The 1,271-nt window shown below is 38.0% G+C and carries 1 protein-coding gene; it reads right to left on the minus strand.

Going from position 1 to position 1,271, the window contains the following annotated elements; translation table 11 throughout:
* Positions 1-16: 16 nt before the first annotated feature.
* Complete coding sequence (locus tag ACE01U_RS16990) at positions 17-1,174, minus strand: IS4 family transposase (RefSeq protein WP_395580014.1); 1,158 nt, start codon at positions 1,172-1,174, stop codon at positions 17-19.
* Positions 1,175-1,271: the final 97 nt, after the last annotated feature.

The following is a 1,271-nucleotide window of genomic DNA, read 5'->3' on the forward strand; positions in this document are numbered from 1 at the left end:
CACTGCTGTCCCACAATTATTCCAAGAAGAACCTCAATTGAGGTTCTTCTTGTTTTCGCCACTTCTTATCGGGTAAAAATAATGCCTTGAGATACTTCCTTTCAAATAAATTCACCTGAATAATTCTTAATAATCTTTGAATACTCCAGCCTTCCTGCGCCATATGTTTGGCAAAGCTCACTAGCAAGTAGGCGATTAATGCAATCCATATTTGTGTTTGTATTGCATTACGACTTCGGCCTAGAAATGATTTCAATTTTAAATTTTGCTTAATCGCTTTAAAGAATAGTTCTACTTTCCAACGATCTTTGTAGATCGCTGCAATCGTGGATGCCGCTAGATGGAAATTATTGCTTAGAAATTCGAAGCTCCTTTGCTTTTCAGCATCATAAAATTCTATACGCCTTAATCGCTTCGGTGCTCCTCTTTTTTTGGCATGGATACTCGTTAATTCAATGCATTCATCCGAAAGAATCCCCTTGCAAGCCAAGACCTTATAGCTCGATTTAACTTGATAAACTGTCTTTGGACGTAGTCGAGTCACAAAACTGATGTTCTGATCTGTTAACTGAGCAAACCATTGATAATCAATATATCCTTTATCAAATACCACAATACTTCTAGCAGGAAATCTAAGTGCTCTGCCTTGCACCATATCATTTTCAATGCCATCTCCAAGTGCCACGAATTCAGGGATGGTATTACTATGATTTAAACCAACGGTCAGTTTAATGCTCGCTTTAGATTCATGTACTTTTGCCCATTCACATAAGGACAGTGAAAGATCAATGTGGCTTGCATCAAGTGAATACAGCGGATTCTTAAATCGAAATTTATGTGCAATCTTCGTGTTTTCACAATGCCGAAGTAACTGAGTAAATAATTGCTGATATAGGCTGGCAGGCTGTTCTTCATTGATTCTTGCCAAGGTGCTTCGTGCAATAGTCTTAGCACCGAGATGATAGAGCTTTTCCTGCTGTGATTCGAGATTGGATTGAATATCTCTTAAGCTTTGTCGACAGGACAGCTGGGACATCAATATGGCAATAAACTGATCCCAGCGTGTGGCTGATCTTAATTTTTGTCCACAATGATGCTGCTTGGCAAGACGTTCAAAATCACATCTTGAAATAGGTTTAAGTAATTGATGAAATACGGTATTCTGATGTGACAAAACCTGAGTCCTTGTAGTTAAAGTGTTTGTTCGCACTTATATTTTAACTATTTTGGACTCAGGTTTTTTATTTAAACAAAACTATGGGACAGCAGTG

Origin of the sequence: Acinetobacter halobius (assembly GCF_044130335.1) — a bacterium.
In the GTDB taxonomy this organism is placed as follows: Bacteria; Pseudomonadota; Gammaproteobacteria; order Pseudomonadales; family Moraxellaceae; genus Acinetobacter.